We start from the raw sequence: 23,115 nt of genomic DNA, 5'->3' as shown, positions 1-23,115 counted from the left end.
CGTCTCCCGAAAGGAACGCCTGTGGATCTTCCCGCCCAGAATGTGACCATCATCGCGGTGGTCTCGCTCGTCATCGTCGTCCTGGCGATCTTCGCGTTCGTCGCAGGGCGCATCAAGCGCGTTCCGCCGAACTCCGCCATGGTCGTCGTCGGCCGCGGCGCCGGCTCCAGCAAGCTGACGACGGAGCCGGACGCCGGCCAGCGCGTCGTCATCGGCGGCCGCGTCTTCATCTGGCCGATCCTGCAGCAGGGCTTCCTCGTCTCGCTCGAGCAGCGCCAGATCGGCATCGTCGTCGAAGGCGTCGACAAGAACTTCATCAAGCTCGCGATCCAGGCCTCGGTCAACTTCAAGGTCTCCGGAACCGCCGAGGGCGTGCGCCGCGCTGCCCAGCGATTCCTGTCGCAGCAGGGCTCGCTGACGCAGATCATCCAGCAGTCGCTCGAAGGATCGCTGCGTTCGATCATCGGCAACATGCCGATCCAGGAGATCATCTCCAACCGCAACGCGCTCTCCGAGGCCGTCGTCGAGGCCACGAAGCTCGACCTCGCCGAACAGGGCCTGCAGGTCGACCTGCTCAACATCTCGGACATCTCGACGCCCGGCACGAGCTACCTCGCCGACCTCGGTCGCGCCGAAGCCGCCCTCGCCCGCCAGAACGCCGAGGTCAAGGAAGCCGAGACCCAGCGCGCCTCCGAGTTCGCACGCATCGAGGCAGCCGAGCAGATCGCCGAGCGCCAGAAGGCCCTCAGTCTCAAGCAGGCCGCCATCAAGGCCGAGACCGACCGCGCCAACGCCGAGGCGAACGCCGCCGGACAGCTCGCGACGGCCGAACAGGACCGCATCGTCGCCGCCGAACAGCGTCAGGCTCTCGCGGAGCAGGCGCGCGTCGAGCAGGAGCGCCTCGACATCACCGTCCGCAAGCCCGCGGAGGCCGACGCCTACGCCACGGTCCAGGCAGCCCAGGCCGAGCGCGACGCCGCCAACGCGGCGACCGAAGCCGACGCCTACAAGCGCACCCGCATCGCCGAGGCGAACAAGGTAGCCGCGGTGCAGGACGCCGAGGCCGCCGCCGAGGCCGTGCGTCTCGCCGGTACCGCCGAGCGCGACCGCCAGGTCGCTCTCGCCGAGGGTGTGCGCGCCGAGGGTGAAGCCCGCGGTGCCGCGATCGCCGCCGAGGGTCTCGCCGAAGCCCGGGCGATCGACGCCAAAGCCGAAGCGCTCAAGAAGTACGGCGAGGCCGCCCTCGCGTCCGAGATCATCGCGCGCCTGCCCGAGATCACGCGCGCGGTCGCCGAGCCGCTCGCCGCGATCAGCAACCTCACGGTCGTCTCGACCGACGGCGCATCCGCGCTCACCAAGACGGTCGCACAGGTCGCGAGCGAGGTGCCGACGGTCGTGCAGAACCTCACCGGGCTCGACCTGCGCAAGCTCATCGGAGACATCACGACGGGCAACGGCGGCACCACGCCGACGCGCGGCAAGGCCTCCGCGCCGAAGGCCGACACCGCCGAGTAGGCAACGGAACACACACCGGTCTCGGGGCGCAGGAAGCGAATTCCTGCGCCCCGAGACCTTTTCGCAACGAAATCCGTCAAAGCAATCGTTGATATCGCGTCAGGTCCGCGCTTGAATGGCGGCACGCCCTCAACGTTGAGCCGGCCCGAAAGGGGACGACGTGACTTCGGCGACTGCCGCAACCACCACTGACAGCACGAGCGAGGCGCGCGCGCCCGGCACCGTCACGCTCGACGGCATCACCAAGGTGTACGGCGAGCACACCGCCGTCGACCGCCTCGACCTCGACATCCGCGCCGGAGAGTTCATCTCGCTGCTCGGCCCCTCCGGCTGCGGCAAGACCACGACGCTGCGCATGATCGCCGGATTCGAGCAGCCGGATGCGGGCGACATCCTCATCAGCGGAGCGAGCGTGCTCGGCACGCCCCCCTACCGACGCAACGTCAACACCGTCTTCCAGGCCTACGCGCTGTTCCCTCACATGACGGTCGCCGAGAACGTGGCGTACGGGCTGCAGCAGCGCCGCACCCCGAAAGCCGAGGTGCGCGAGCGGGTGGGTGCCGCCCTCGACATGGTGCGCATGCGCGGCTTCGCCGACCGCAAGCCCACGATGCTCTCCGGTGGCCAGCAGCAGCGGGTCGCCCTCGCCCGAGCGCTCGTCAACCGCCCCGCCGTGCTTCTTCTCGACGAGCCCCTCGGTGCGCTCGATCGGCAGCTGCGCGAAGAGATGCAGCTCGAGCTCAAGCTCCTGCAGTCCCAGCTCGGCACGACGTTCGTGTTCGTCACCCACGACCAGGACGAGGCGCTCTCGATGAGCGACCGCATCGCGGTGATGCGCGCCGGACGCATCGAGCAGCTCGCCGACTCCGACACGATCTACGCGCACCCCGCGTCCGCGTACGTCGCCGGGTTCGTGGGCCAGCAGAACTTCTTCGAGGGCACCGTCGCGCCCGACGGGTCCGCCGTCGACGCCCCGCGCGTTCGCCTGCAGCCGGCAACCGCGATCGGGCTGCCCGCCGGCGTCGCCGCGCGCGCAGCGGTGCGCCCCGAGTTCGTCGAGGTGCACCCGGATGCCGCACCTGGCGTCGTCAACGCCGTCGCGGCATCCGTCGTGGGCATCTCGCACCTCGGCGAGACGATGCAGTACCTGCTGCAGATCGACCAGGGCCCGCAGGTGCTCTCGCGCCGCCCCACCCCCGACGCCCCGCGCGTGAGCGTCGGCGACACCGTGGGGCTCAGCTGGCGCCCCGATTCGGTGCAGGTGTTCCCCGCCGATGCACCCCCGCCCCCTCCCAAGGACCCGACACCCGCTCCCTGAACCACCCGATCCACCACCCGCCCCCCACCGAAAGACCGAACCGACACACCCGACCGCAGCGCACCACCATCCTCCGAGGAGACGAAACATGGAACGTCCGAACGATGTCCGCATCCTGGCCAGCCGGGCCTCCGTGCCGATCGTCTCGCGGGAGCTCTCGCGCCGCGGCTTCCTGAGCGTCGCGGCCGGTGCCGGCACCGTCGCCCTGCTCGCCGCGTGCACGCCCGAAGGCGGAGCGAAGCCGGGCGCCCAGGCCACCGGCGGCGCACTCGAGGACACCCTCTCGATCTACACCTGGGGCGACTACGACGCCCCAGAGGTGCTCGAAGGCTTCACCAGCGGCCAGGGTCCGCGCATCGTGCTCGACTCGTACGGCTCGAACGAGGAGATGATCGCCAAGCTCGTCGCCGCCAAGGGCACCTCGGGCTACGACATCATCGTGCCGACCGGCGTCTTCATCCCGCAGCTCATCGAGAACGGCCTCCTGCTCAAGCTCAACAAGGACCTCATCCCCAACCTCGAGCACATGGACCCCGCCTATCTGAGCCGCGATTGGGATCCGAGCAACGACTACTCGATCTGCAAGGCGTGGGGCACCACCGGATTCGTCTACGACAAGACGGTCATCACGCGCGAGCTGAAGACCTGGAACGACTTCCTCGACGCCGCGAAGAACGAGGCGAGCGGCCGCACGAGCGTGCTCGACGACCCGGTCGAGATCACCGGCATCTACTACTGGGCCAACGGGATCGACTGGGACACCACCGACCCTGCCCACATCGACGCCGCGGAGGAGTACCTGCTCACCGAGCTCGCACCCCACCTCGCCGCGTTCGACTCGTACCCGGGCGGCGCCGCGATCCCGCAGGCGACGATGGCGCTCATGCAGGTCTGGAACGGCGACGCGCGCCTCGGCATCATGGAGTCCCCCGACCCCGACCGCTGGCAGTGGGTGCTCGGCTCGCCCACGACCGAGCTCTGGATGGACAACTGGGCTGTGCTCGCCTCGGCCCCGCATCCGGAGGCCGCTCACGCGTTCCTGAACTACGTGCTCGACCCCGAATACGCGATCGCACAGATCGACTACATCGGCTACCACACGGGTTCCGCGAACATCGAGCAGATGGCCGAGGAGGCCGGCCTCGAGTTGCTCGACATGGTGTTCTTCACGCCCGAACAGCTCGAGACGATGAAGGACGGCGAGATCAACGAGGCGCAGGAGCGCAACGTCGAGATCTGGAACAAGCTCAAGGCCGCCGCTGGTGCCTAAGCTCCGCGCGCCCGGCTTCGCCCTCGCGATTCCCGCGTGGGCGTGGCTGGTCGTGTTCTTCATCGCGCCGGTCGGCGTGGTGTTCTGGTACAGCTTCGGCTACAAGCCGGGGCTCTTCGGCACGCACGCGAACGACATCCTGTCGCTCGATCGCTACGCCGAGGTGCTCACGCCCACCTTCTTCCAGGTGTTCCTGTCGACGATGGGCATCGCCCTCACGGGCACGGCGCTGTGCTTCCTCATCGGTGCGCCCGTCGCGTACTGGATGGCTGTCAAAGCTCCCGTGAATCGCCGCGGGCTGCTGCTGGCGCTCGTGCTCGTGCCGTACTGGACGAACTTCCTGGTGCGCACCATCGGGTGGCAGGTGATCCTCGCGCCCGAGGGCTGGCTGTCGAAGATGGCGCAGGCGATCGGCCTGCCGGCGTTCGACATCCTGTACACGCGGGAGGCGGTGCTGCTGGGGGTGGTCTACAACTACCTGCCGCTCATGATCCTGCCGCTCTTCGTGGCGTTCGACCGGGTCGGGGAGCCGTTGCGGGAGGCGTCGCGGGATCTCGGCGCGGGACGCTGGCGCACCCTGTTCCGGGTGACCCTGCCGATCGCGATGCCGGGCGTCATCGTGGGCGCGCTGCTCGTGTACATCCCGCTGATGGGCGACTACATCACCGCGACCGTGCTCGGCGGCGCGAAGGGCAACATGGTGGGCCAGATGGTGGCCGCCCAGTTCCAGACCGCGCAGAACTGGGCGCTCGGATCGGCGATGGCGGTGACGCTCATCATCGTGATCGTGCTCTCTGCCGCGGCGGTCGGGGCGCTCCTGTGGCTCGTCACGATGCCCGTCCGCCGCGCCCACCGTCTCGTCCTCGATGAGGTGCCCGCATGACCCGCCGCGCTCGCGTCTCCCTCACCGACCGTCTGCTGCCGGTCTGGGCGGCGCTCGTCTTCCTGTTCCTGTTCGCCCCGATCATCGTGATCGTCGTCTACTCGTTCAACACCGGACGCCTGCTCTCGTCGTTCGACGGCTTCGGCATCGAGCCGTTCCTCGCCCTCTGGAACAAGCCCGTGCTCGCGGACGCCGTCATGGTGTCGCTGCGCACCGGCTTCATCGCGGCACTGCTCGCCACTCTCCTCGGCACGCTCGCCGGCATCGCGCTCGCCCGCCGTCCGGGCCCGTGGGCGTGGTGGTTCACCGGGCTGCTCGTGCTCGTGTCGGTCACGCCCGAGATCGTCGACGCGATCTCGCTGCTGCCGTGGCTCGTGTTCCTCGGCCAGGATCTCGGCATCCCGCTGTTCAACGACGGCACCACGCGCCTCGTGATCGGCCACTCGCTGTTCTCGACCGCCGTCGTCACCTACATCGTGCGGGCGCGGCTCGTGGGGCTCCCCGCGAACCTCGAGGAGGCGTCAGCGGATCTCTACGCGCCGCCGCTGCGCACCTTCTGGAAGGTGACACTGCCGCTCGCGATGCCCGCGGTACTCGCGGGTCTGCTGCTGTCGTTCACGTTCAGCCTCGACAACACCGTCGTGTCGTCGTTCGTGCAGGTCTCGGGATCCACCCCGTGGCCCGTGTACGTGCTGAGTGCGCTGCGCAGCGGTCTGCGCCCCGAGATCGCCGCCGTCTCCACGATCATGTTCCTGCTCACCCTCGTCGCCCTCGCCGTCGTCGCCGTCGTGCTGCGCCGTTCGGGCGACTCGTCCACCGATATCGCCCGCACCATCGCGGGCAGCTGACCCCAGGGGAACCCGCCGATGACCTACGCCGATCTCGTCTTCACGGGTGGTTCCGTGTTCACCGCCACGACCGTCCGCTCGCTCACCCACAGTGTCGCGGTGACGGACGGACGCATCGTGGCCGTCGGTCACGATGTCGACGACCTCGTGGGCCCCGCGACCGAGGTCGTCGATCTGAGGGGGCGGATGCTCGTCCCCGGCTTCCAGGACGCGCACGTGCACCCCATCTCGGGCGGACTCGAACTGCTGCGCTGCGACCTCAACGCGGGTCGCACCGAGGAGGACTACGTGCGGATCGTCGCCTCGTACGCCGATGCGCATCCGGACGCGGAGTGGATCCTCGGCGGCGGGTGGTCGATGTCGGTGTTCCCCGGCGGCACGCCGACCGCCGCCGCACTCGATCGGGCGGTGTCCGACCGACCCGTCTTCCTCACGAACCGGGACGGGCACGGCGCATGGGTGAACTCCCGCGCGCTCGAGCTCGCCGGCATCGACGCCCGCACCCCGGATCCTGCGGACGGCCGCATCGAGCGCGACGCGGCGGGCAACCCCACCGGCACACTCCACGAAGGAGCGATGTCGCTCGTCGACCGCCTGCTCGATCCGACGAGCGACGACGAGATGCTGGCTGGTCTGCTGCGCGGCCAGGAGCACCTGCACTCCTACGGGATCACGTCGTGGCAGGACGCCATCATCGGCGCCTACGCCGACCTCATCGACGGCGGCCCCACCTACGTGCGCGCCGATCGCGAGGGCCTGCTCACCGGCCGTGTCGTCGGGGCGCTGTGGTGGGACCGCACGCAGGGCCTCGAGCAGATCCCCTCGCTCGTCGAGAAGCGAGCCGCATACCGCAGCGCACGGTTCTCGGCGACGAGCATCAAGATCATGCAGGACGGCGTAGCCGAGAACTTCACCGCCGCGATGCTCGAGGCGTATCACGACGGCCACGGGCACCCCACCGACAACTCCGGCATCTCGTTCGTGCCGCCCGAGATCCTGAACGAGGCGGTGCCGCAGCTCGACGAGCTCGGATTCCAGGTGCACTTCCATGCGATCGGCGACCGCGCGGTGCGGCAGTGCCTCGACGCCGTCGAGCGCTCGATCGAACGGAACGGGAGGTGGGACAACCGGCACCACATCGCGCACATCCAGGTGATCCACCCGGATGACGTTCCCCGCTTCCGCACTCTCGGCGTGGCCGCGAACATGCAGTCGTACTGGGCGACGCTCGAACCGCAGATGATCGAGCTGACGCTGCCGTTCCTCGGCGAGCAGCGCAGCGCCTGGCAGTACCCCTTCGGCGACCTGCAGCGCGCGGGCGCGGTGCTCGCGGCGGGAAGCGACTGGTCGGTCTCGACCCCTGATCCGCTCGCCGCGATCCACACCGCCGTCAACCGCACGGCGGCGCCCGGTCACGAAGACGGCGACTACGAGCCGTTCCTGCCGCACCAGGCGATCGACCTCGCCACCTCGCTCACGGCCTACACGGCGGGCTCGGCGTGGGTGAATCACCGCGACCACGACACGGGCACGATCGAGGTGGGCAAGCTCGCCGACCTCGTGGTGCTCGACCGCGACCCGTTCGATGGCCCGGCCGACCAGATCGGCGCGACGCGCGTGCTGCAGACCTTCGTGGACGGAGCGCGCGTCTACGCGGCGCCTGACGCCTAGTTGCCCCCGGGCAACCGCCGAGACGGCTACGCGGGGGCGGCGGCCGCGTTCGCGACGACCGCGAGCACGGCCTCGCCGTAGGCCTCGAGCTTCTTCTCGCCGACGCCCGAGATCTCGCCGAGCTGTTCGATGCTCGTCGGCTCGGTGAGGGCGATGCCGCGCAGCGTCGCGTCGCCGAAGACGATGTAGGCGGGCACACCCTGCTCGCGGGCCACATCCGCGCGCCACGCGCGCAGCGCCTCGAAGAGCGGCTGCGCCGTCTCGGGGAGCTCGGCCCCTGCCTTGCGCTTCGCGGTCTTCGCGACCTTCTCGGGCTCCCGCCGCAGCTTCACGGGACGCGAGCCGTCGAGCACCGCAGCGGAGGCCTCGGTGATGACGAGCGTGCCGTAGCCGTCCGAGTTGACGGCGAGGAGGCCCTGCGCGAGCAGCTGCCGCACGACACCGCGCCACTCCTGCTCGCTGATCTCCGTGCCGATGCCGAAGGTGCGCAGCTCGTCGTGGCGCTGGCTGCGCACGCGATCCGTCTCGCGCCCGAGGAGGATGTCGATGAGGTGACCGGCGCCGAATCGCTGATTGCGTTCGCGCTGCAGGCGCACGATCGTCGAGAGCAGCTTCTGGGCGGGCACGGTGCCGTCCCACGCCTCCGGAGGGTTGAGGCACGTGTCGCAGTTGCCGCACGGGCCGGACTCCTGCCCGAAGTAGTTCAGCAGCTGCACGCGACGGCACTCGACCGTCTCGCACAGCGCGAGCATCGCGTCGAGGTGCTGTGAGGCGCGGCGCTTGAACGCGGCGTCGCCCTCGGACTCCTGGATCATGCGCCGCTGCTGCACGACATCCTGCAGGCCGTAGGCGAGCCACGCGGTCGAGGGCAGTCCGTCACGCCCCGCACGCCCGGTCTCCTGGTAGTAGCCCTCGACGGACTTGGGCAGATCGAGGTGGGCGACGAAGCGCACATCAGGCTTGTCGATGCCCATGCCGAACGCGATCGTGGCGACCATGACGATGCCGTCGTCGCGCAGGAAGCGCGCCTGATTGCGGGCGCGCACGCTCGCGTCGAGCCCCGCGTGGTACGGCAGCGCCTGGATGCCGGCACCCACGAGCGCCTCGGCCGTCTTCTCGACGGAGGCGCGCGAGAGGCAGTAGACGATGCCCGCGTCCCCCGGGTGCTCGGTGCGGATGAGCTGCAGCAGCTGCTGCAGCGGCTGGTTCTTCGGCTCGATGCGGTACTGGATGTTGGGTCGGTCGAAGCTCGAGACGAACTTCTTCGCCTCCTGGAGCCCGAGCCGTTCGACGATCTCGCGGCGGGTGGCGTCGGTCGCGGTGGCGGTGAGAGCGATGCGGGGCACGCTCGGCCAGCGTTCGTGGAGGATCGAGAGCCCGAGATAGTCGGGGCGGAAGTCGTGCCCCCACTGCGAGACACAGTGCGCCTCGTCGATGGCGAAGACCGAGATGTCGAGGCGGTCGAGCAGTTCGCGCGCCGAGTCGAGCTTGAGCCGCTCGGGCGCGAGATACAGGATGTCGATCTCGCCGGCCGCGAGCTGCGACTCGACGAGGCGCCGGGTGCCGGAGTCCTGGGTGGAGTTGAGGAACGCGGCGCGCACGCCGAGCGCGTCGAGGGCGTCGACCTGATCCTGCATGAGGGCGATGAGCGGCGAGATGACGACGCCCGTTCCCGGCCGCACGAGCGCGGGGATCTGGTAGCAGAGCGATTTGCCTCCGCCGGTCGGCATGAGCACGACGGCGTCGCCGCCCGACACCACCTGGTCGATGATGGCCGCCTGGTCGCCCCGGAATTCGGAGTAGCCGAAGACACGGTGCAGCACGTCGGGGGCTGTGGGCATGCGTCCACGCTACTGGGCGCCGCCGACGTGTACCCCGAGAGTGGACAGGTCTGGTCACCCGGCCCCCCGGAAACCCAGGCAACCCGGAGGACTCGCTCCACATCAGCTGTCCCCCGTTCGGGGACATTCCGGACACTGTCCAGTGTCGTTACCTTCAAAGCAAGGTAACCGGACATCTGGGGGGAAGTCCGGAGCGGGGCCCACCGTCGGGGGGCGGTGGGCCTCGCGCCTTTGAGAACCCCAGGCCAGCGGCTCGCACCGCGGAGACGGTCCGCGGTGCCCCACGGCGCCGCGGACCGTCGTGCATCTGCCGCTAGATCACGATGACGATCGAGGGCCAGCTGAGCGAGCTGCGGAACCCATCACCAGCGAACTGCGCCGTCAGCAGGTGGATCCCTCGGGAGAGCTTCGGCAGCTTCACCGCGAGCTTCCCGTTGTCGGCGGCCGTCACATCGACCGTCGCGATCACCTTGAGCCCGTCGCGGATGGTGACCGTTCCGACCGGCTTCGACCGGTCGTCCGTCGTCACCTTGACGTTGTAGGTGACCTTGCCGCCGAACGACAGCAGCGGTGCCGAGGCGCTCGTGTCGGTGCCGACCCGCACCGGGGGCGCGACCTGCGCGACCTCGATGGGCAGGTCGATCGCCGTGCCACCCGGGCCCGTGATCGTGAGCGGCACCGTGCCCGAGACCCCCGACGGAATCGCGAAGCTGATGGTCGCCTGGCCCTGGTTGTCGAACACATCGGTGATCTCGAACATCATCGGCGCCGTGCCGAGCACCTCGTCGCCGGAGAGGATCGCCGCGTCGCCCGTCGTCGGGCCGCCCGCACTGAACGCGAGGCCCCGCAGCTGCGCGGTGACCTGCTCGCCCGGCTGGTAGGCGGTGCCGTTCGCCGGCGGGGTGAGCGTCGCCGACACCGCGCGCTGCTCGAGCCTCGGTGTCACCGGCGAGTTGTCGCCGATGTAGGCGACGAACGCATCGAGGTCGATGCGACCCGAGTCGACCGTGCCCGTGCCCCCCGCGAAGGCGGTGAAGGCGTCGCCACCCGCCGCGAGGAACGAGTTCGTCACGATCTTGAAGGTCTGATCCGGCAGCACCGGCTCGCCCTGGAACGACATCGCGATGATGCGCTCGCCCTGCGGCCGATCCGGATCCGTCACGACCTCGAAGCCGTCCGAGAACGCGAGCTTCAGGAACGGCCGCGGCTCTCCCGCCGGCTGCCATTGCTGCTCGAGCACCGCCTTCAGCTGCGCGCCCGTGAGGTTGGTCGTCACGAGCGTGTTCGCGAACGGCTGGATCGCCGCCGCCTCTGCGTACGTGACGTTGCCGTCCGGATCGTGCGCGCCGCTCGACGCGTAGATCAGGCTTCCCCGGACACCGCCCGGGTTCATGATCGCGATCTGCGTGCCGAGATCGGCCGTGGCTGCGAGCTGGGCGTCGGCGATGAGGTTCGCGAGCGGCGACTCGCTGCCGCGATTCTCCGCACCCGCCGCCGTCGCACCGCGCGGGATGTCCTGCGTGATCGAGCCGAGCGACACGTTGCCGAGCTCACGGGCGACCTCCACCGCGTCCGCCACGATCTGCGCCACCTCGGGGTCGGGCGGGAAGGCGCCCGGGAGGTCGTGCAGCGTCGATTCGATCGACACCTCGCCCGTCTCGGGGTCGAACACGACCTGCGAGTGCGCGTACATCGCCCCGTACTGACCCGCCGAGAGGACGGGACGCGTGCGGTCGGTGCCGGCGATCGGCACGTCGTGGTCGTACGCGAGGTGCGTGTGCCCCGAGACGATCATGTCGATCTCGGCGCTCGCACCGGTGACGAGCCGACCGAAGTCGGAGCCGTCGGTCGCCGACGAGATGTCTGTCGTCGCCGCACCCTCGTGCACGAGCAGCACGAGCACGTCGGCTTCGCCGTTGGCGGCGTCCCCGTCGGAGAGCTGATCAGCCACGCGGTTCACCTCGGGTACGACCTCGCGCACGTCGAGGCTCGCGATGCCGTCGGGGCTCACAAGGCTCGGCAGATCCTCGGTGACCGCACCGATGAAGCCGATCGTCACCCCCTGGAAGGTGCGCAGCTCGTACTCCTGGTAGGCCGGCTGGCCCGTCGCGCGGTCATAGAGGTTCGCCGCGAGATACGGCCACTCGGCCTCCTGCAGGATGCGGCCGTCGACATCCGCTCGACCCTGATCGAACTCGTGGTTGCCGAAGGCGCTCGCGTCGAGCCCGATCGCATTGAGGGCGTCGATGGTGGGCTGGTCGTTCTGGATGAACGAGGTGAACGTGGAGGCGCCGATGAGGTCGCCCGCACCCACGAAGAGCGTGTTGGGGTTGGCCGCCTCGTAGCTGCGCACCATGCCGCCGAGCACCGCGGCACCGCCGACCCCCGCGGCCGCCTCGAGGCGCCCGTGGAAGTCGTTGATGCTGAGCACGTCGATCGTGACCGGCTCGCGGTCGGCGGAGACCCCGACGAGGATCGGGTCGTGATCGCTCGAGCGGTAGGGGCTCGTGCCGTCTGTGGCCCCGAACGCGTAGCCGCGGTCGCTCCACTCGGGCGAGTTGATGCCCCAGACGCCGACGCCCGTGATCGACTGCGCGAGCGATCCGGTGACGAGCGCGTGGTCGAGCGAGCCGAGCTCGCCGTTGAACGTGTAGGTGTACTGCCCATCGGTGCGGTCGGCGACGAGGTCGACGAGACCCGCCTCACGGAACACCTGGATCGGGTCCTCCTCGCTGTACGCGTTGAAGTCGCCCATCAGGATGACGTCGGAGCTCTTGGCCGGATCGGCCGCGATCGCGTTCACGAAGCCCACGAGACGCTGCGCCTGTGCGACGCGCTCCGCGTTGAAGAAGCCCTGGCCGTCGGCCGGCTCGGGTGCCGTGTTTCCCGAGGGCGGCGTCTTCGACTTGAGGTGGTTCACGACGACCGTGATGAGGCGGCCCGTGCCGAGCTCGAAGGTCTGCGCGATGGGGGTGCGGGCGATGTCCCACGTCGGGTCGACGTCGGCGAAGCTGTCGCCCACCGGCTCGACCACGGACGGCTTGAAGATGATCGCCGTCATGATGATGTCCTCGGCGCCGGGGGTCTGCAGCGCCGCGGGGGTGCGCACGTAGTCCCAGGTGCCCGCGCCCGCCGCCGCGTTGAGGCCCGCGACGAGGTCCGCGAGCGCCTCATCCGAGGGCTCGCCGAGCTCGATCGAGTTCTCGATCTCCTGCAGCGCCACGACGTCCGCGCCGAGGCCGTTGATCGCCGCGACGATCTTGGCCTTCTGCTTGGCGAACTGCTCGGCATTGGCCGCGCCGCGCGCCTGACCGCCGAAGGTCGTGAAGTAGTTGAAGACGTTGAAGCTGCCGAACTGCACGTCACCGCCCACCTCGGGGGCGGTCGCCGGGCGCGGGTTGAGCGTCTCGAACGTCGGCTTGTAGCTCGCGTCACTCGCATCCGTGATCGGCACCTGCGGCTGAAGCCGCCACGCGTCGAAACCGTAGCCGAGGATCATCGGCTTCTCGGGCGCCACGAACCGGTCGCCGCCCCGGACGACCGTGTCCGCGGTGAAGTACGGCTGCTGGCCGACGTGCTGTGAGTTGTCGACGCGGATGCTGTAGCCGTCGTCGACGATCAGCCGGCGCGCGAGGTTGGCGGCCGCGATCGCATCCGCTTCTGCACCAGCATCCGCGACCTCCGTCGACTTCACGAGCTCGCCGCCGGCGGCGAGCCACAGGGAGCCGAAGCTGAACAGCTCGTGACTGGACGCGAGGCGGTAGTCGCCGGTCGGCTGCACGAGCATGCCTTCGAAGGCTTCACGCGCTCCGCCGACGACGCTGTCGGGGAGCGGTGTCGCCGCCGGGAGCCCGGCGGCAACCTGAATGGTCTCGAAAGCGGCCGTGTCGGTCGAGGTGATCTGGGTCTGCCCGTTGTTCTCGCCCGCGACGCCCGTGACGCGCACGAGGTCGCCGACGGCGACCTGCGGGTACGCGTTGTTGACGTAGACGAAGATGCCGTCGCTCGCACCGGGCGTCGCGTCGACGTCGCCGCCGGATCCCGCGGTCTGCAGGTACAGGCCCCGGTAGTTGGAGGGGGCCGCGTAGTAGCCGGTGACGACGCCTTCGACGGTGACGACCTGCCCGCTGAGGGGGGTCGCGGCGTCGGTGCCCTGCACCTCGGCGATCGTGTGGGTGACCTCGGCGGCGACCGCGGGAGCGGCGGCGAGGGCGGTGAGTGCGAGGGACGCTGCCGCAGCTGATGCGACGGATGCCAGGGTGCGCCGGGGTCGGTGCGCGCGCTGCCGGGTGAGAGCTGTCATACGAGGGTTCTCCGTTGTTCGGTGGACGACGTTGTCCATAAGAACCCCCCATTAGGGGGTAGACCCACCCTTATATGAAAGCTGGCTGTGCACAAGCCCTGAATCCGATGCGCACCGCACTGTTCATCCGCTGCTCATCTGCGCAGCGCGCGCGTCGGGGCGGCGTGCGTCACGCGCCGCGCAGTGCATCCACGGGCTCGATGCGGGCCGCGCGGCGCGCAGGGAACCAGCCTGCCGCGAGCCCGACGATCGCGCCGAGCACGGGCGATCCGATCGCCATCCACGGGTCGATCACGGGCGTCCACTGCTGCACGAGCGACACCCCCACCACCGCGAAGACGCCGAGCGATGCGCCGATGAGTCCGCCGAGCAGGCCGATGACGACCGATTCGACCACGAACTGCGATCCGATCTGGCGCCTGGTGGCACCGAGCGCCCGCCGCAGACCGATCTCGCCCGTGCGCTCCATGACCGAGAGCATCGTGACGTTCGCGATGCCGAGTCCGCCCGCGAGGAGCGCGATGGCGCCGAGCACGAGGAAGACGATGTTGACGTCAGTCTGCACGTTCTCGCCGAGCTCCGACTTTCCGGACGGCGCGGCCACCTCGATCGTGTCGGGTGCGCCGGGCGAGAGCGCGAGTCCCAGCTGATCACGCAGCTGCGGGCCAGCACCGGTCATGATGCGCACCTGCATCTCGCCGGGTGCCGCGAGCGCGAAGTCCGCGCGTGCGGCGCCGAGCGGGATGATCACCGAATCACGCAGCGACGCAAGCCGCTGCATGTCGTCGGCGATGCCGATCACGGCGTACGCGATCCCGCCGATGAAGATCGACGGCTGGCTGTCGATGCGGTTGATCCCCAGCCGCTCGGCCGCGCGGGCCCCGATCACGGCGACGCGGTCGCCGCGGGCGTCATGGCCCTCGTCGAAGAACCGCCCCGTGACGATGCTGCCGCGCACCGCTTCGAGCAGTCCGCCTGAGCCTGCGGCGAGCGGCGGCGAGGAGAGCGTGGGCGCGGAGGGGTCATTGACGGGGACGGCCGTGATGGTGTTCTCGCCGAGCGGCACCTCGGCGTAGAGGCCCGCACGCTCGACGCCGGCAAGGCGCTCAGCGCGCGCAGGCGAGTCCCACGGGAGCGCCGCGACCGCGACCGAGCCGCTGCCCGTGCGCGTCTCCGCAGGCTTCACGACGACCTGCGTCGAGGAGACGGCGTCGAACTGCCGCGCGATCTGCCCCGCCGCTGTCTGCGCGAAGCCGAGCGTGACGACGAGCGAGCCGATGCCGAGCACCGTGCCGATCGTCGTCATCACGAGCCGTGTGGGCCGGGATCCGATGCCTGTCGTCGCCTCGGCGACGAGGTCGATGGCGGTGAAGCGGTCGGCGTGCCGCACACGCGGGACGAGCCCACCCGCCGTCGTGTCGACGGCCGCACGGCGCCGCGGGCGCAGCCGCAGCCGCGGGGGGCGCGGCAGTCGGGGCTTCATGCGAGCTCCCTCAGTCGGCCGTCGGCGATGCGGACCCGGCGGCGGGCACGCTCGGCGACCTCCCGATCGTGCGTGATGATGACGACCGCGAGCCCGTCGGCGTTGAGTTCCTCGAAGAGCTCCATGACGTCGCCCGAGGTGCGGGCGTCGAGGTTGCCCGTGGGCTCATCCGCGAGCAGAAGCCGCGGGGAGCTGACGACGGCGCGCGCCACAGCCACGCGCTGCCGCTCACCACCGGAGAGGTGGGACGGCAGGAACGAGATGCGGTGGCCGAGGCCCACCTTCTCGAGCGCTGTGCGCGCCCGATCCACGCGCTCGGCACGAGGAACGCCGCTGTAGAGCATCGGCATGAGCACGTTGTCGAGCACGGTGCGGTGCGGCATGAGATGGAACGACTGGAAGACGAAGCCCAGGAATCGGGCCCGCACGGCCGCGCGCTCGTCATCCGTGAGCGCCGACGTGAGCGCACCCGAGATGCGGTACTCGCCCACGCTCGGGCGATCGAGCAGCCCCAGGATGTTGAGCATCGTGGATTTGCCCGAACCGCTCGGCCCCACGATCGACAGGTAATCGCCCGCGCGGATCTTCAGATTGACCCCCTTGAGCGCCTGCACTTCGGGTGGACCGGGGAAGGATCGCGTCACATCACGGAGCTCGACGAGCGGCACTGCCGGATCCGTGCCGGACTCGAGCCGCTCGTCCGCAGCCAGGGCCTCAGCTGCCGACGACAACGAGGTCGCCTTCCTCCACGGTGTCGCCGCCGACGGGCGTGATCTCGACGTAGCCGCCGGCCGCGAGCCCCGTCTCCACGACGACGACTCGCGTCTCGGCCTTCTCGCCGTCGCGTGGATCGCCCGTGACGATCTCGATGCGCGACTCCCCACCCGGTCCAGCGGTCAGCGCCGCAAGCGGCACCGAGAGCACGTCGCCCTCCGTCGCCCCCACCGGGATCGAGACGCGCACGTTGCGCCCCTGCAGTTCGGCGAACTGATCGGGGGTGAGGTCGACGGGGGTGAGCTCCACGGTCCAGCGATCGCTCGCAGCCTTTCCGGCCTCCACCTTCGAGACCGTCGCCTGCAGCTGGGTGCCGTCGGACGCCTCGAACGTCGCGGTCGCGCCCACCTCCAGCAGGCGCGCCTCCGCCTCTGCGGCACTGCCCGAGAGCCGCAGCTCGGCACCCGAGACCGTCATCGCGACGCCCTGCAGGATCGTGCCGCGGCTCGCATTCACGGCGTCGACACGGCGCGGAAGCTGCTGCAGGAAGAGCACCTCACCCGCCGGGAGCGTGGTGAGCGCGCCGTTCCGGGCAGACTGCAGTGCCGCCACAGCGTCCGAATGCTGGGCCCGCGCCGCGGTCAGCGCGGCCTGGGCAGCTGATGTGTCGGGCGGGGTGTTGAGCTGCGCGCGGCGCAGCTGGGCGATCTGCAGCGCATCGCGCAGATCGGCGACCTGCAGCGCGTCCTGCGGAACCTCCGCGAGCGCCGCATCGAGCTGCCGCTGGGCGCTCGATGCGGCGTTGTCGGCTTCCGCGATCTCGATGACCGATGCGCCCGACTGCGCGTTCTGAAGCTCCTTCTGCGCACTGGTGATCGCCTGGGAGGCGCCACGGACGGCGTCCTGGGCGGCGCGCACCGCGTCGTCGGCACCTTCCTGCGACTCCGGAGGCGCATAGCCGACAGCATCGTAGAGACGATCGATCGCCGCCGCGAGACGGGCATCGAACAGGTTCGAGTTCACATCGCCAGGGTCGATGCCGACGGCGGCGAGCGCCTGCTTGAGCTGAACCACATCCGGTCCCGAGACGCCGAAGCGCAGCGAACGGTACGACGGCAGCTCCCCGGGCAGGACGATCACCGGTCGGCCGGCGACCTCCATCGCGACCGAGAGCGGACCGAGCTCGTCGCCCACCTTCGGCACCTGTCCCGTGACGACCGCGGGACCGGAGATGCCGCTCGTGTCGAGCGTCACATCGACCGCATCCGCGTAGCCCACATCGGCGCGGATCGTGACGTCGTTGCTGAGGGCGCCGAACTCCACGGGGACCGTGATGAGGCCGGGCGCGGGTGCCTGCGCACCCGCCGCGGCATCCGCGGGCGAGACCACGAAGCGTCCGACCAGCAGTCCCGCGACGAGGCTGAGTGCCGCCGCCGCCGCCACGATCCACAGTGTGCGGTTGCCGCGGAAGATGCGCATCACACCCGCAGCCGGGCGCTCCGCCGCGGGCTCGGAGCCCTCCGCGACCTCGGTGTCGATCTCGGACATCACTTCTTCGAGAGGGCGAGGAGGGCGTCGACTTCAGACTTGTGCTCGACGAGGAACTGCTCCTCGAGCTCGAACTGCACCGAGCGCGAGAGCTTCTTGTAGTCGGTCTTCTCGCGGCAGTCGAGGTCGGCGAGAGCGACCGCGATCTCCTTCTCGCCGATCGCGTCGAGCGCCGGGTCATCCTCGATCCACTCGGTCTGGTTCTCGTAGAAGGCGTTGAGCTCGTCGTAGATCGACTGCTGAGCGTCGTACTGCTTCGAGAAGCCGCTGTAGCCGGCGTCCGACATGCAGGACACCCACGCCGCGCTGGCCTCGACCATGCGCGGGTCGCCTTCCATGCTCTCCGTGAACTTTCCGTACGCCTCGAAGAACGCCTGCGCCTCCTCGGAATTCCAGAGCTCCATGTCGCCGTCGCCGAGCTCGTTCTGCGCCCAGCCGTAGCAGCCGTTCTCCTCCCACGACCACTCGTATTCGGCGTCGGGGTCAGGGTTCTCGATGGGGGTTCCGTAGAGCACCTCGTAGTAGGCGGTCTGCTCGGATTCGCTGAGGCTCATCACGTAGTCGGAGTTGGGGTCGACGAACTCGGTGTCGACCTGGTTCTGCTCATCCCGGCCCGGCCAGTTGACGGCACCGTAGCCGTACTGCGACACCCATTCACGGTCGTCGGGCTTCCACTCCTCTCCCGATCCGACGACGATGCCGCCGTTGTCCGTGTTCGGGACGTACTCGAAGCCCTCCTTCTGCATGCACTCGGACACGAGCTCCTCGGTCTTCGCGTTCTGCTCGGCCCACTGCTTCTCCTGATCCTCCGGAGACATGTCCATGCCGTAGAGCTGTTCGAGCACCTTCTCGATGGGCGACTTCTCGTCAGCGGAGGGCCCTCCGCCCGGGCCGGAGCATCCGGCAAGCAGGGCGGCAGCCGCGACCGCGGCGATGACGACGGAGGAGCGGCGTGCGCTCATGGTGGTCTCCTCAGGGGGTCAGCCGCGAACGGCGGATCGAAGGGGTTCCGTCACGGTAGCGCGGCAGAAGCGCCGCGCCTATCAGCCGTGAGGATGATTCCGATCGCTCGCTGCACCTCTGCGGCCGCATCATCGACTACCCGCCCGCATCGTCCGCGAGGGTGAACCGATCACCCCCGCGGGCTCACTCGGCGAGGAGCAGGAGCACCGCGTCGATCTCGTCCTGATGCTCGGCGACGAACGCCGCCTCGAGCTCGTAGCGGATGGGGCGCACGCGGTCCGCGAAGTCGGTGGACTCGCGGCAGTCGAGGTCGGCGAGCGCGAGCTCGACCTCGCGCTCCGCGATCGCCGCGAGCTCAGGATCCGTCGAGCTCGGGTCGGAATGGCTCGCGTGATACTCGTCGAGTGCCTCGTAGATCGGCTCCGATGCATCCGCGGGCCTCTCGAACACAAGCCCCGCATCGGCCATGCACGCCGACCAGTCGTCATGCACCTCGCGGATGCTGGGGTGCTCATTCACCGAGCGGTTGAGTTCACCCGTCTTCTCGAGCAGCGCCTGCCACTCCGCCGTCTCCCAGAGGTCGAACGTCGGCGCCGTTCCGAGCTGCCTCTGCGCCCAGCCGAAGCACCCCGCGTCGTCGCTCTGCCAGTCACCGGGATCCACCTGCAGCGCGCCGTAGAGCACGTCGTCGTACGCGGCGCGCTCGGACTCGCTGAGGCTCGCCAGGTAGTCGGCGTTCGGATCGACGGCAGGCTCGCTGGCGAGGTGCTCGTCGCCGCCGCCCGGCACCTTCACGATGCCGTACCCGTACTCGGACACCCAGGATCGATCGTCGGGTCGCCAGTCCTCGGGCCTCACCTCCACGAAACCCTCGCCGACGTTCGGCACATACTCGAAGCCCTGCTTCTGCATGCAGGTCGCCACGTACTCCTGAGTCTCAGCCGCCTGCAGCTGCCACAGCCTCTCGCGTTCCTCGGGCGCCACATCCATGCCCCAGATCTGCTCGAACATCCTCTCCAGCGGAGAGCCTTCCTCAGCGGGCGCGCTGCCCGGTCCGGACGTGCATCCCGCGAGCAGTGCGGCGAGAGCCGCCCCAGCGGTCAGCGATGCGGCGAGTCGTGCAGCCACGGAGGCCCCGTTTCGTGGTGGGAGGGCGAGGGAAGCCTCACACTATCCCGTCGGACCGCGATCGGCTCCGGATAGGCGAGAGGCCCCGCGCACCTGACGGCGGGCGGGGCCTCTCGGCGCACAGCGCGAGTCGTTACTCGGCGGACGGAGCCTGACGCTCGGAGAGCTGCTGGATGAGCTCGTCACCGGGCTGCACCTCAGTCCACTCGGCCACGATGTCGGCGCGCGAGAGGAGCTCCTCCGTGCGACGACGACGGTTGCGCGGCACGAGGGTGACGACGAGGCCTTCCTTTCCGGCACGGCCCGTACGGCCGGCGCGGTGCAGGTACGCCTTGTACTCGTCCGGCGCATCCGCCTGGATGACGAGGCCCACGTCGTCGACGTGGATGCCGCGCGCGGCGACGTCGGTCGCGACGAGCGCCGTGACGCGTCCGCTGGCGAACTTCTCCAGCGCACGCTGACGGCGCGACTGGTTGAGGTCGCCGTGGATCGACTCGGCACGGATGCCGGCCTCGTCGAGCAGGTCGGCGAGCTGCTCCGCGAACGCACGGGTGCGCGCGAAGACGAGCTTCTTGCCGGGGCCGGAGGCGAGCTCGATGAGCACCTCCTGCTTGTCCCGCTGGTCGAGCAGCAGCACGCGGTGCTCGATCGTGGAGCTGGCCTGGTCCTCACCGGCGACCTCGTGGACCGCGGGGTCCTTGAGGTAGCGGTTGACGATGTCGGCGACGCCCTTGTCGAGGGTCGCCGAGAACAGCAGACGCTGGCTGCCGGCCGCGGTGCGGTCGAGGATCTCGGTGACGGGCTCGGCGAAGCCCAGCTCGCACATGTGGTCGGCCTCGTCGAGAACGGTGATGACGACCTGGGAGAGGTCGAGTCGGCCGTTCGCCGAGAGGTCCTGGATGCGGCCGGGGGTGCCGATGATGATGTCGACACCGCGCTCGAGTGCGCCCAGCTGGCGGGCGTAGGGCACGCCGCCGTAGATCTGCGTGGTGAAGAGTCCGACGCTGCGGGCGATCGGCTGCACGGTGCGGTCGATCTGCAGCGCGAGCTCACGCGTGGGGGCGAGGATCAGCGCACGCGGGGCGCGGCCGAACTCGCGGCGCTTGCTGTCGCCCGCCTGCATCTGCAGGAGGCGCTCGACGAGCGGCGCACCGAAGGCGATGGTCTTGCCGGAGCCGGTGCGGCCACGGCCGAGCACGTCGCCACCCGAGAGCACGTCGGGGATGGTCGCCGCCTGGATGGCGAACGGTGCGGCAGCGCCGAGCTCGGCGAGGGCGCGCACGATGTTGTCGCCGAGGCCCAGGTCGCCGAAGGTGGTGCCTTCGACATCGGCCGCGACGGTCGACTGCGCTTCGAGACGCTCGAGAACGACGTCCTCCACCTGGGGGCGGGGGGCGCGGTTCTCGCGGTCGCCGAAGTCACGGCTGGGTGCGCGGTCGCTGAAGTCGCGACGGGGTGCGCGGTCGCCGAAGTCGCGACGGGGTGCGCGGTCGCTGAAGTCACGACGGGGACGGTCGCCATCGAACGAACGCTGGGGGCGGTCGCCGAAGTCACGACGCGGTGCGCGGTCGTCGTAGGAGCGAGCCGGGCGGTCGTTGAACGAACGCTGCGGACGGTCACCCTGGGCACGGTCATCCCGACGCGGCGCACGGTCACCATCGAATGAACGCTGCGGACGGTCGGTGAACGAACGCTGCGGGCGGTCGTTGAAGTCACGACGCGGCGCGCGGTCGTCGTAGGAGCGAGCCGGGCGGTCGTTGAACGAACGCTGCGGACGGTCACCCTGGGCACGGTCATCCCGACGCGGCGCACGGTCACCATCGAACGAACGCTGCGGACGGTCGGTGAACGAACGCTGCGGGCGGTCGTTGAAGTCACGACGCGGCGCGCGGTCACCATCGAACGAACGCTGCGGACGGTCACCGTACGAACGCTGCGGACGGTCACCCTGGGCACGGTCATCACGACGCGGCGCGCGGTCACCATCGAACGAACGCTGCGGGCGGTCGGTGAAGTCGCGACGGGGACGGTCGTTGTCGTACGAACGCGCGGGGCGGTCGCCGTAGCCGTTGTCGCGCTTGCGGGCCGCGGGGGCGCGCTCGACCGACGCACGGGCGTCCTTGCCGCGGGGCTCCCAGTTGGGACGACCCTCGGGGGCCTCGCTGCGCGGGCCGCGGGGGCGCTCGGAGCCGTGACCATTGGCCACGCGCTGCTCGCTCGACCAGCGCGGCTTCTTGCCGGCGCTGGCAGCGGCCTCGGCGTTGTAGCCGCGGTGCTTGGGGCTGGGGCCGCCCTTCTTGTGGGCGGACTTCTTCGGGGCGCCCTGGGGCGCACGAGAACTGTTGTAAGGCATGGATGTGTACTTCCGGTATTCATGAGAGTGCGCCACGCCGCCCGGACAGGACAGGGCAGTGCGACGAGAACCCGGACATACGCAGACCGGGGCCGTTTTCCTCAAGGAGATCCTCGCCAGCGGATGCGCTGGTGATCCGGCCCGCTCGACCTACATGGTGCATTACGCGATCAGATATCGCGGTTCGTCGAGAGCCGACTGGACGAGCATAGCGGGAGCCCCCGAGAAAATCCCGACAATCGCGGTTACGGTAGTGCAACCATGCGCCCGCACACCGCCCGCGCGTCGATCGCCGCCGGACTCGTCACGGTCATCGTCGCGCTCGCGAGCGGGTGCACGCAGACGGGTTCGGAGTCCACGCGCGTCGACGGCGCGGTGGTCTCATCGAACCCGGAACTCGCCACGGATCCGGGCATCCGCGTCGTCGGCGACATCGAGTACACCGCGTCGGAGGGCCAGTCGCAGCTGCTCGACGCGTGCCTTCCGCCCGACTTCGATCCCGCGACGGACCCGCCCCGCGCGGCGATCATCGTCGTGCACGGCGGCAGCTGGGCGCGCGGCTCGAAGAACGACATCGCGTGGCGTGCGGTGTGCCAGTGGCTCGCGCGCTCCGGTTACCCGGCTTTCGGCGTCGACTACCGGCTCGCACCCGAGCATCCCTTCCCCGCCGCCATCGACGACCTGACGGCAGCCGTCGAGTGGCTGCGCGACCCCGCCCAGCAGCGGAGGTTCGGGGTCGATCCGACGCGCATCGGCGCGTTCGGCGGCTCCGCGGGGGGCAACCTCGTCGCGCTTCTCGGCACGCGCGGCTCCGGGCCCGTCACCGACGGTGCGCGCGTGGCTTCCGTCGTCGAGCTCTCTGCGCCCATCGACCTCACGGGCTTCGCGGCGACCGAGGACTTCGTGCCGGTGCAGCTCGCCTATCTCGGCTGCACGGAGGAGTCGCCGTGCCCCGCGGCCGTCGTCGCATCGCCGACGGCGTGGGTGGATCGCAGCGATCCGCCGTTCATGGTGGTGCACTCGACCGAGGAGCGGATCCCGCTCGCGCAGGCAGAGCGCTTCGTCTCGACCCTGCGGCTCGCGGGGGTGGAGACCACGTTCGTGACCGTCCGCGGCCGGATGCACTCGCTCGCGATGATCGACGCCGACCTGAAGAAGCGCATCCTCGACTTCTACGAGGTGACGCTCGGACTCCGCCAGCTGCCGCAGCAGCCCGCGAACTCGGATGCCGACGCCGGACCCACGGAGGGTCCGGACGTCGGCACCGGCGACTGAGG

General features: G+C 69.9%; 15 protein-coding genes. 7 read left to right on the top strand and 8 right to left on the bottom strand.

All coding sequences use genetic code 11. The features are described 5' to 3' along the window. Positions 1-21: 21 nt before the first annotated feature. The 6 genes from HCR12_RS00835 to HCR12_RS00810 all read left to right on the top strand — a co-directional run bounded on the left by HCR12_RS00835 (position 22) and on the right by HCR12_RS00810 (position 7,505). Positions 22-1,515, top strand: coding sequence for an SPFH domain-containing protein (locus tag HCR12_RS00835; protein ID WP_166868516.1), 1,494 nt, complete (start codon positions 22-24; stop codon positions 1,513-1,515). Between the two features lie 160 nt (positions 1,516-1,675). Continuing rightward, on the top strand, positions 1,676-2,833 hold the full coding sequence (locus HCR12_RS00830) for an ABC transporter ATP-binding protein (protein WP_166868514.1): 1,158 nt from the start codon (positions 1,676-1,678) through the stop codon (positions 2,831-2,833). Positions 2,834-2,921: 88 nt separating this feature from the next. Continuing rightward, positions 2,922-4,103, top strand: a complete 1,182-nt coding sequence (locus HCR12_RS00825; protein ID WP_166868512.1) for a polyamine ABC transporter substrate-binding protein — start codon at positions 2,922-2,924, stop codon at positions 4,101-4,103. After that, positions 4,096-4,986, top strand: a complete 891-nt coding sequence (locus tag HCR12_RS00820) for an ABC transporter permease (protein WP_166868510.1) — start codon at positions 4,096-4,098, stop codon at positions 4,984-4,986. Before HCR12_RS00825 ends, HCR12_RS00820 begins: the two co-directional genes overlap by 8 nt. Further along, positions 4,983-5,834, top strand: coding sequence for an ABC transporter permease (locus HCR12_RS00815; protein ID WP_166868508.1), 852 nt, complete (start codon positions 4,983-4,985; stop codon positions 5,832-5,834). Before HCR12_RS00820 ends, HCR12_RS00815 begins: the two co-directional genes overlap by 4 nt. 18 nt (positions 5,835-5,852) lie before the next feature. Further along, the gene (locus tag HCR12_RS00810; protein ID WP_166868505.1) at positions 5,853-7,505 is read left to right on the top strand and encodes an amidohydrolase; all 1,653 of its coding nucleotides are present in this window, start codon (positions 5,853-5,855) and stop codon (positions 7,503-7,505) included. 26 nt (positions 7,506-7,531) lie between these two features. On the opposite strand, the gene recQ is transcribed toward HCR12_RS00810, so the two are convergent. The 8 genes from recQ to HCR12_RS00770 form a co-directional block, all read right to left on the bottom strand. Beyond that, positions 7,532-9,346: a DNA helicase RecQ gene (gene recQ / locus HCR12_RS00805; protein ID WP_166868503.1), complete on the bottom strand. Its 1,815-nt coding sequence runs from the start codon at positions 9,344-9,346 to the stop codon at positions 7,532-7,534. Between the two features lie 313 nt (positions 9,347-9,659). Then, on the bottom strand, positions 9,660-13,649 hold the full coding sequence (locus tag HCR12_RS00800) for an ExeM/NucH family extracellular endonuclease (protein ID WP_166868501.1): 3,990 nt from the start codon (positions 13,647-13,649) through the stop codon (positions 9,660-9,662). 169 nt (positions 13,650-13,818) lie between these two features. Beyond that, positions 13,819-15,132, bottom strand: a complete 1,314-nt coding sequence (locus HCR12_RS00795; protein WP_166868500.1) for an ABC transporter permease — start codon at positions 15,130-15,132, stop codon at positions 13,819-13,821. Further along, on the bottom strand, positions 15,129-15,842 hold the full coding sequence (locus HCR12_RS00790) for an ABC transporter ATP-binding protein (protein WP_166869015.1): 714 nt from the start codon (positions 15,840-15,842) through the stop codon (positions 15,129-15,131). Before HCR12_RS00790 ends, HCR12_RS00795 begins: the two co-directional genes overlap by 4 nt. Positions 15,843-15,846: 4 nt before the next feature. After that, positions 15,847-17,394, bottom strand: a complete 1,548-nt coding sequence (locus HCR12_RS00785; protein ID WP_224763559.1) for a hypothetical protein — start codon at positions 17,392-17,394, stop codon at positions 15,847-15,849. Next, positions 17,394-18,356, bottom strand: a complete 963-nt coding sequence (locus HCR12_RS00780; protein ID WP_166868498.1) for a hypothetical protein — start codon at positions 18,354-18,356, stop codon at positions 17,394-17,396. Before HCR12_RS00780 ends, HCR12_RS00785 begins: the two co-directional genes overlap by 1 nt. A gap of 184 nt (positions 18,357-18,540) precedes the next feature. Further along, the gene (locus HCR12_RS00775) at positions 18,541-19,485 is read right to left on the bottom strand and encodes a hypothetical protein (protein ID WP_166868496.1); all 945 of its coding nucleotides are present in this window, start codon (positions 19,483-19,485) and stop codon (positions 18,541-18,543) included. A 133-nt stretch (positions 19,486-19,618) separates the two neighbouring features. Beyond that, positions 19,619-21,838, bottom strand: coding sequence for a DEAD/DEAH box helicase (locus HCR12_RS00770; RefSeq protein ID WP_166868494.1), 2,220 nt, complete (start codon positions 21,836-21,838; stop codon positions 19,619-19,621). A 261-nt stretch (positions 21,839-22,099) separates the two neighbouring features. Between HCR12_RS00770 and HCR12_RS00765 the strand changes: the two genes are divergently transcribed. Then, positions 22,100-23,113: an alpha/beta hydrolase gene (locus HCR12_RS00765; protein ID WP_166868492.1), complete on the top strand. Its 1,014-nt coding sequence runs from the start codon at positions 22,100-22,102 to the stop codon at positions 23,111-23,113. Positions 23,114-23,115 lie beyond the last annotated feature (2 nt).

Origin of the sequence: Salinibacterium sp. ZJ70 (assembly GCF_011751865.2) — a bacterium.
Classification (GTDB): domain Bacteria; phylum Actinomycetota; class Actinomycetes; order Actinomycetales; family Microbacteriaceae; genus Homoserinibacter.
The sequence above is the reverse complement of the archived record's forward strand: the minus strand, read 5'-3'. Positions and strand labels throughout refer to the sequence as shown.